Source organism: Moorena sp. SIO4G3, assembly GCF_010692305.1.
GTDB classification, from domain to species: Bacteria; Cyanobacteriota; Cyanobacteriia; order Cyanobacteriales; family Coleofasciculaceae; genus Moorena; species Moorena producens_A.
Genome location: NZ_JAAHIG010000377.1, coordinates 1 through 8,291 on the forward strand (window position 1 = coordinate 1; position 8,291 = coordinate 8,291).

Genomic DNA, 8,291 nt, shown 5'->3' on the forward strand with positions numbered 1-8,291 from the left:
GCGTATATGGAGGCATTCCCTTCAGCGCTACACGAAGCTCTGGCGATCGGGGGAGATGGGGAGATGGGGAGAGGGGGGGATGGGGAGATGGGGAGATGGGGAGATAAAGAGATAGGGAGATGGGGAGATGGGGAGATAAATAGATGAGGAGATGGGGAGATGGGGAGATGGGGAGATAAAGAGATAGGGAGATGGGGAGATGGGGAGATAAATAGATGAGTAGCCGTAGTTTGCAGAATTGGAATCAGTAACACTAGTCTGACTTGGGACTTTTTTTTTGGGCAACTTTTTTGGGTGGTATGGGATTATTGTGTCTTGAGTACCTGTTCACAATCTCTTGATCACATCTTTAAGATTTAATTTATCGATAAATATTTTTATCAAGTTGATCAAGGTCTACTATAATAATCGAAGCTAAAAAAGAATCTTTCTCAAGTTTAACCCCATGACAATTAATCGACGCAAAATACTACAAATTACTGCTGTGGGTGGTTTAGGCACCCTAGCGGCTTCTAGTCTAATTCGCCCTGGTTCAAGCAAGGAGTTAATTGCAGCAGCTGGTAGGGATCCCTATGCTGCAGAGGTTGATCAGGGCTTAAGGTATTTCCGACAACAAGCTCAAGTACAGCTACCTCTTGTCGAAGACTTAGTGAAAGCAATTCGCAGTGGCAATTTGGAAAATGCCAAAGACGCCTATGTCAAAGCCCGTCCTCCTTACGAGCAAATCGAAACCTACGCAGCCAGCTTTGAAGAAACTGACCGGGATATTGATGCTCGCCCCTCTGCTTTTGATGGTGGGGAGGATAACCCAGAATTTAAGGGATTTCACCGGATCGAAGTTCTCTTGTACCGGGAAGGGAAGGTGAAACCAGCGCTCCCTTATGCTAAAGAGTTGGTCGAGAGCGTCAAAACCCTAATCAAAGATTTAGATCGGCGGCAGAACTTCAATTCCACCTTGAACTTTGAGGGGATGATTGCTTTGGCGACAGAAGTAGTAGCCAAGAAGATTTGTGGCGAAGAAGAAACTTGGTCGGATCAGAGCCTGTTAATCTTCTCAGATAACTGGATCGGAATTTTCAGCCAGTATGCTCCCTATTCAGCAAAAGTGGCAGACAAAGACCCCAGTGTGGATCAAGAGGTTAAGGCAGCTTATAAAGCAGCAAAAGGCAAGCTTAAACCTTACTTCACCCAGGGCGAAGTTGCAGCTCAACCCTATAGTTCTCTCGACATTAGTCAGCGAAAAGATATTGTAGACGTCGGCTATAGGTTCCGCAGAGCGTTGGTCAAAGCAGCAAAGGTTTTAGAAATACCCGTTGGTTTCGAAGTTTAGGGAACGGTGGCACGGTGGCACAGTGTTAGCTGTTGGGTTTTGAGTTCATGGTTTTTGCCCTTAATCCTACTTATGCCTAATACCACCTAAGACGATCATGCCTATTCCGGTAAACGAGAAGCAAAAAGCGCGGCAGAGAGTAGTAAATATAATCTCTGCCGCGATTATGGCTCGTAATCAGACATAAGAGAAGATGTCTAGGATAGACATTATACGTATTGCTAAAATTTGTCAAGTGTTACCAAAGGGTCTATTATAGAATTTGTGATCACATTAAACCGATAAGGGTGGTTAGACCCATAGGCCATTAGATCAAGGACCACTGACACTTCCGTCCGTTACTAAACCATAAATATAGCGCTAAACAGGATAAAAAATTACTATCTGTAGTGTATAAGGTGGCTAAGCCCTAAGTTTTCCTAAATCATCGTTAAATTGTACGATTTCAATAATAGCTCAGATATATAAGTCAAGTTTGAGCTGACTGACAGCAGTATATATTCCTATTTTAACAGCATTTTAGCCAACTATTAGAAAAACTAATGATAAAACTTATTTATAAAATAAAAACTGATGATAGGCGTTGACAACAATTTTGGGTAATTTTGGATTAGCTTAAATCCCTGTAACTTTTGATATACAAGAGTTTTAGATAATTTTTGAATCCTAAAAATGCTAATTATTCGCAATAAATATTACAAAATATTGCAAGTTACTTTAAATTGCTTCCCTAATGCTGCACAATCGATTCATGTGATTTCACCTCAACCCTAAACAGGAGGTGGTGAAACAATGAAGCAATTAAGGATCGAGTAAGGATCGAGTATGCAAACATACGGTAATCCCGAGGTTAAATATGACTGGTGGGCTGGTAACGCCCGCCTGGCCAACTTGTCTGGCAAATTCGTAGCTGCTCATGTCGGCCAAGCAGCCCTGATCGTTTTCTGGGCTGGAGCATTTACTCTGTTTGAAATTTCTTGGTATGATCCCACCCTGCCAATGGGTGAGCAGGGGCTGATTCTGCTGCCCCACTTAGCTACTTTGGGCTGGGGTGTAGGCTCAGGCGGTCAGATAGTGGATACTTACCCCTATTTCGTGATTGGCGCTCTACACCTGATCTCCTCCGCTGTTCTGGGAGCGGGTGCTTTGTTCCATTCCGCTAAAGGTCCAGCGCAATTGAAAGATGCTGGCGGTCGTGCCGCTAAATTCCACTTTGAATGGAATGACCCTAAGAAGTTAGGCTTTATTCTTGGGCATCATCTAATTTTTCTAGGAGTAGGCGCTCTGTTATTGGCGGCGAAAGCCATGTACTTTGGCGGACTATACGATGCCACCATTCATGATGTCAGGCTCGTTACCAGCCCAAATCTTAATCCATTGGCAATCTATGGCTATCAAACCCATTTTGCTTCGGTGGATAACTTAGAAGACTTGGTAGGCGGTCACATATATGTTGGCTTGCTACTCGTTGGTGGTGGTATTTGGCACATCCTGATCCCACCACTGAAGTGGGCAAAGAATCTCGTAAGCTTCGAGGGAGAAGCAGTTCTTTCCTACTCTCTCGGCGGTATTGCTCTGGCAGGATTTGTAGCAGCTTACTTCTGCGCAGTTAATACCCTAGCCTATCCCGTCGAATTCTATGGTCCTGCCTTAGAGGTTAAGCTTGGTGTTTCCCCATATTTTGCCGACACTATTGAGTTGCCTTTGGGTGCCCACACTCCTCGCTGCTGGTTGGCGAATGCCCACTTCTTCCTGGCTTTCTTCTTTCTTCAAGGTCACCTATGGCATGCATTGCGTTCCATCGGCGTTGACTTTAAGAAATTTGAGGAAGGCTTGAATTAATTAGCTAGTAAAAAGCAGCCCTCTCTAGATAGTAGGTGTTAGCTGCTGTCCAATCAATCTAACACCTACTAAACCAAAAATTTCCTGGGCTGCTGAGTAGCACTCTACCAAATTTATGTTTTAGATAGAGATATACTCAGTTTTCATGACAACAAATAGTATTCCATCACGAACTAATCCGGATTTGTTGCTTGGTAATGCCCGTCTTAGGGACTTATCCGGTCAATTATTAGGAGCTCATATTGCTCACGCTGGTTTGATTATGTTCTGGGCAGGCGCAACTACCATAGCGGAAATTTCCCAGCTTGTGCCTGGTCAGCCCATGTCCGAGCAAGGATTAACCTTGTTACCCCACTTAGCCACTTTAGGCTGGGGTGTCGCACCCGGTGGTGTGGTCACAGATACCTATCCCTATTTTGTGATTGGCATTTTGCATCTAGCTGCATCGGCTGTTTTGGGTGCAGGTGGTCTATTTCATGTTTTTAGTGGTGTTGCAAATTTGAAAGATGGCACTGGACGCGCCCCTAAATTCCACTATGAATGGACTGACCCCAAAAAGCTCAGCTTTATTTTAGGGCATCATCTGATTTTCCTAGGTGTGGGTGCCTTGTTGCTGGTAGCCAAAGCAATGGTCTTTGGTGGCATTTATGACGCTGCTGTCGGCAATGTACGTATCATTACCAGCCCAACGCTTAACCCAGTGACTATCTTTGGTTATCTCTTTGGCATTGTCGATGGGGGTTGGAATCCTCTTGGAATGGCAGCTGTCAATAATTTAGAGGATGTCATTGGTGGTCATATTTGGATTGGGATGATGTGTATTGGTGGGGGAATTTGGCATATTGTCTCCACTCCATTTAACTGGGCTAGGAGTGCGCTCCAGATTGAAGGAGAAGCAATCCTCTCCTACAGTTTAGGGTCTCTAGCCTTCATGGCTTTTGTCTCTGCTGCTTTTGTTGCTAATAACACTACCGTCTTTCCCACTGAATTTTACGGTTCTAAGCGTCTGGTAGCAGCAAATATTCAGTTTTTCTTGGGACTCTTGTTTTTAGGGGGGCACCTGTGGCATGCTGTCCAATCCCGTTCTGGCAGTGTATTAATGAGTACTCAAATTAAGTACTTAGAGAAGCTCTCAGAATCCCAAGACAATCCAACTACGGAGCCTTCGTCATAATTTCTTTGAAAAAATAGTTGCAAATATTTTTCATTAAATGGTATACTTAAAATGTAAGTTGCCATCTAGACGAGACACAGAGCCAGGGTTTCTTCTCTAGACAGGAAGCTAGTCCTCCTTATGGTAAACCAACAGCCAATCAGATCACTAGGGTGGTGATCTGATTTTTATTTTTTAGCTATTTATCAAGAAATATTTTTATTAAAAATCCCAATTCCTATGCAAGCAGAAACCTGCTGGAAAACTGAAGCTGTTGTCAGCCGTGAGCTAAAAGCTCACGGCTGACAACAGCGGTCAGCGGTTAGCGGTCAGCCATTCGCACTTGAGGTGCTGACGTAAAAAAGATTAAACCAATGCTTAGTTGTTGTTTTAATGCAGCGCGGTCTTGGGGGAAACCCCAAGACCGCGCTGCATCGCTTATTTACTTATTTAAAAGCTGTTCACGTAGCTTGCGCGTAGCGCATAAACTGATAGCTGATAGCTGATAGCTGATAACTGATAGCTAATAGCTTACCAAACTTGGGATCGCATCTGAAGCGCCAGAGCCGAACGTATTATCGTCACACAACTTTAGACGTAGCTTGATTAATACACTTACACCCTCGTGAGTTAACCCTAGCAGGATTAAGAGTTGGCTCATAGTCATAACAATTGATTGCTTCTTCTGTTAGCGCCTTTGATGGATGCACTGTACACTTGAGGCGATAGTCTCCAGTAAAAAAGGCGCAGCGACTACAGGGAATTTGATGTAATTGTCTCAAATGAGCGACACCATCTTGAAAGGTGACCCGAATCCGCCATAACGCTATTCCGATTAATGTCCAAGCAGCTATGCTGCACAGAAACGTTGCCAAATGTTGAATAACCTGAGAAAGAAGTATATCGAACATGGTTAACTATAGCCGTTTTGAATTTGGTGAGGTACAGAGTCCCTGGTTTTAGGGAACAGGGAACAGCGGATCTGGGAACAGGGAAGTCATAAGAGGGAACAGGGAAAAAATCTTGTGTACTTCATTAGGCTAGAAACCGCTACACTAACTAATAGGATTTCAATTTATGGATGCTACAGATAGTGTAAGCATTCAGCATTCAGCATTCAGCATTCAGCATTCAGCATTCAGCCATTCCCGTAGCCTGGCCATAGCGCTAATCGCTGATAGCTGATAGCTGATAGCTTACTTAACTACTAATCGCTAATGGCTCAGGGACTGGTGATGATAGGGATTCCCAAAACCGGACGATTTGCCGTCCTACTCGCTGGGGATGGAAATAGTGGCAGAAGTGACCCCCTTCGGGATATTCCCATAAGCGATCGCATTCTTTTAACCAAGATTTCCATCCTTGCAAAGCATTAGAATCAACAATAATGTCATCCTTGCAACCACATACCATTAATGGCACTTGCACTGCTGTTGGTGGTACAGTAACCCGTTTATATAGGGAGTGAGGAGAGGGAGAATAAGCTAAATCCTGCTCTAGGATGGTTACTAAACCTTTAGTGATCTGGTGATTCTGATGACCAAAGATGCTCTTAACCATTTGGGTAAGCAACACTTGGCGAGTGCAGGGTAGAAGTTGGAACTGCACATAGTAGTGCGCTTGCCAGTCAACTGCGGGATTAACACCTACTGATAATAGAGTTAAAGACTGGACTTTTTCAGGATATTTACGGCTATACAGTAGTCCTACCAAACCGGCAGTGCTGTGGCCCACCAGATGGATAGGATGATCTGAGGTTTTGAGATAGTCATGAAGTAAGGTAAGGGCGATATCAAGAGAAGTTGGTTCATCTTGGTTTTGGCGATACTCCCACTGGCCAACTCGCTTTTGTTTAGACAAATAACGAATTAAAGGCTGATCAAAACGTAGAAAACTTGGACTAACATTCAACCAAAGGATATCAGGCAGAGTAGACATATAGCAAAGGGAGTAGGGAGTAGGGAGTAGGGAGTAGGGAGTAGCGATGCAGCGCGGTCTTGGGGGTTCCCCCCATGAGCGACTGCATCAAGACGGGAGTAGGGAGTAGCGATGCAGCGCGGTCTTGGGGGTTCCCCCCATGAGCGACTGCATCAAGACGGGAGTAGGGATAAAAAATTATCATAATTCCTACACGGATCCCTATAGCAATTTTATAATCACAAATCTTCAATAGGGGTGAAGCATTTTATTATATGTTTGAAAGTCATTAATGTTGACCGTTAACGATCAACTTTCAGTGGTCAATAGTCAACGGTCAACGTAGCTAGCTTTATAAAAAAGAGACGGTTTTCAGGTGCGACCCGTGGCGAATTTAATTACGGGTCAAGCGCACCTCAGGTTTTTTCCTAATTGGAAAATAGCCAATTTAAATGCATAGCAGCTTACAAGGGTTGTAAAAACTAAACTCCAAACTCTTGTTTGAGTTGGGTTACCCAAGTTTTTATCCGTTTTTCAGTCAGTTCAGACTGGTTATCGTCATCGAGGGCAAGACCAATAAACTTACCATTTTTGAGAGCTTTTGATTCATTAAATTCGTAACCCTCATTTGGCCACTGTCCAACGGTGCTACCCCCCAATTCGGAAATTTTTGCTTCTAGAATACCAATGGCATCCATAAAGTTATCGGGATATCCCTCCTGGTCTCCAGTCCCAAAGTAGGCAACTTTCTTTCCACTAAAGTTGATATTATCTAGCTCCTCAAAGTAGCCATCCCAGTCAGCTTGTAATTCCCCAATATCCCAAGTAGGACAGCCGATGATGATATTGTCGTACTTTTCAAAATCGCTATTTTCAGCCTCTTCTATTTTATGTATAGTGACGACACCATCACCGCCAAGTCCTTCTTGAATTTCTTCAGCAGCCGCCTCTGTTTTACCGGTTTGAGAGCCGACGAAAAGACCAATTTTTGACATTTTTATTTACTCCTGATTGATGTTGATTAAATCTAGTAAGCATTGAGCGTTCAGCTATTTTTAACAAGCATTGAGTTAAAGGGAAAGTACTCTTTAACTGAATCCCTAAGTTTTATTTGATTAAAAATCTTGCTGAGTGCTGATTCCTGTTCGCGCAGCGTGCGCGTAGCGCATATGCCTACTAGATGGTTGAAAAACTAAGTAGTATGCTTGCTGTTCTTAGTGGTTACCGAGGTAGTACAGAAGCAACGTTTCCGATATCTGTACACGCTACTCAGTCAGTATCCTTTCCTCCAGCATTGGCATCCATTGCCGACAGTGGCAGCAATACCAGTAAATGCCAGTCGCACGTGGAAACATCCATCTTTATCAAAGCCCTCTAGGTCATTTCCAATCTATCACTAAATATTATCAATAAATTGAGACCAAAAGGAGGGATTATTGTCTGTTGCCATCGTTTCGATCAAGGTTGCACTTAACCTGGCTGTCACTATCGGACGGATGAACCGTTAGTTATATCTAAGCTAGGGAAAAGAGATAATGGGGTTAGGGTTGACATGGCTTCCTAGCCCCAGACAGCTCCTGTTTTAAGAAGCCTATAGAATGCTCCATTAATTACTCTAGCATTTGTTGAGACTTCTTAGCAACTATTTTAACCCATCATGCCCTGAATCATACTGAAGTTATTGACCAGCAGATAGGCAAAAATCGCTCCTCCAGCGCCACCAACTAGAAAAGCTCCAGCAAACTGACTCCATCCGTCAGCAGTTTGGATAGTTTCTGGTACCTCAGGTACCCTAGTAACGAATGTGGGTCGAGGTACAGTTTGCAGCTCTTTCTTAAAGGTGACTGTACCGTAGATTGATAGGCCGATGGTCGCGATTACAATCAGAGCAATGGCTGCTGTAACACCAGCTAAGTTTGCCATCTGTGAATCCCGCAACGGTCCTAATTTGGCAAACGGACCAAAGATAAAATACCCATGAGCCATACCAATTTCTAGACCCCTGGACAGGGGAGAAAGACCGGGACGGTAAATAGGTAGGTTTTTGAG

Annotated in this window: 9 protein-coding genes; 4 read left to right on the forward strand and 5 right to left on the reverse strand. The window is 43.8% G+C overall.

The window, feature by feature from the left end:
- Positions 1-445: 445 nt before the first annotated feature.
- The 3 genes from F6J99_RS37050 to F6J99_RS37060 all read left to right on the forward strand — a co-directional run bounded on the left by F6J99_RS37050 (position 446) and on the right by F6J99_RS37060 (position 4,346).
- Positions 446-1,330 (forward strand): EfeM/EfeO family lipoprotein, encoded by an 885-nt coding sequence (locus tag F6J99_RS37050; protein ID WP_293120759.1) that lies wholly within the window; start codon positions 446-448, stop codon positions 1,328-1,330.
- An 825-nt stretch (positions 1,331-2,155) separates the two neighbouring features.
- Positions 2,156-3,172, forward strand: a complete 1,017-nt coding sequence (locus F6J99_RS37055) for a chlorophyll a/b binding light-harvesting protein (protein WP_293087106.1) — start codon at positions 2,156-2,158, stop codon at positions 3,170-3,172.
- Between the two features lie 145 nt (positions 3,173-3,317).
- Positions 3,318-4,346, forward strand: coding sequence for a chlorophyll a/b binding light-harvesting protein (locus F6J99_RS37060; protein ID WP_293120761.1), 1,029 nt, complete (start codon positions 3,318-3,320; stop codon positions 4,344-4,346).
- 560 nt (positions 4,347-4,906) lie between these two features.
- Here F6J99_RS37060 and F6J99_RS37065 read toward each other — a convergent pair.
- From F6J99_RS37065 to fldA, 4 genes are all read right to left on the reverse strand, one after another.
- Positions 4,907-5,236 (reverse strand): hypothetical protein, encoded by a 330-nt coding sequence (locus F6J99_RS37065; protein WP_293120763.1) that lies wholly within the window; start codon positions 5,234-5,236, stop codon positions 4,907-4,909.
- A 289-nt stretch (positions 5,237-5,525) separates the two neighbouring features.
- Positions 5,526-6,263 (reverse strand): alpha/beta hydrolase, encoded by a 738-nt coding sequence (locus F6J99_RS37070; protein ID WP_293120765.1) that lies wholly within the window; start codon positions 6,261-6,263, stop codon positions 5,526-5,528.
- Entirely contained in the window at positions 6,247-6,447 is a 201-nt protein-coding gene (locus F6J99_RS37075; protein WP_293120767.1) for a hypothetical protein, read from the reverse strand. Before F6J99_RS37075 ends, F6J99_RS37070 begins: the two co-directional genes overlap by 17 nt.
- A gap of 277 nt (positions 6,448-6,724) precedes the next feature.
- A complete protein-coding gene (fldA, locus tag F6J99_RS37080; protein ID WP_293059326.1) occupies positions 6,725-7,237 on the reverse strand; it encodes a flavodoxin FldA in 513 nt (170 codons plus the stop codon).
- Between the two features lie 185 nt (positions 7,238-7,422).
- Here fldA and F6J99_RS37085 point away from each other — a divergent pair, with 185 nt between their 5' ends.
- The gene (locus F6J99_RS37085) at positions 7,423-7,620 is read left to right on the forward strand and encodes a hypothetical protein (RefSeq protein WP_293120769.1); all 198 of its coding nucleotides are present in this window, start codon (positions 7,423-7,425) and stop codon (positions 7,618-7,620) included.
- Between the two features lie 269 nt (positions 7,621-7,889).
- Here F6J99_RS37085 and F6J99_RS37090 read toward each other — a convergent pair.
- Positions 7,890-8,291: photosystem I reaction center subunit XI (locus F6J99_RS37090; protein ID WP_293109171.1), on the reverse strand; the 402-nt coding region annotated here is incomplete at its 5' end.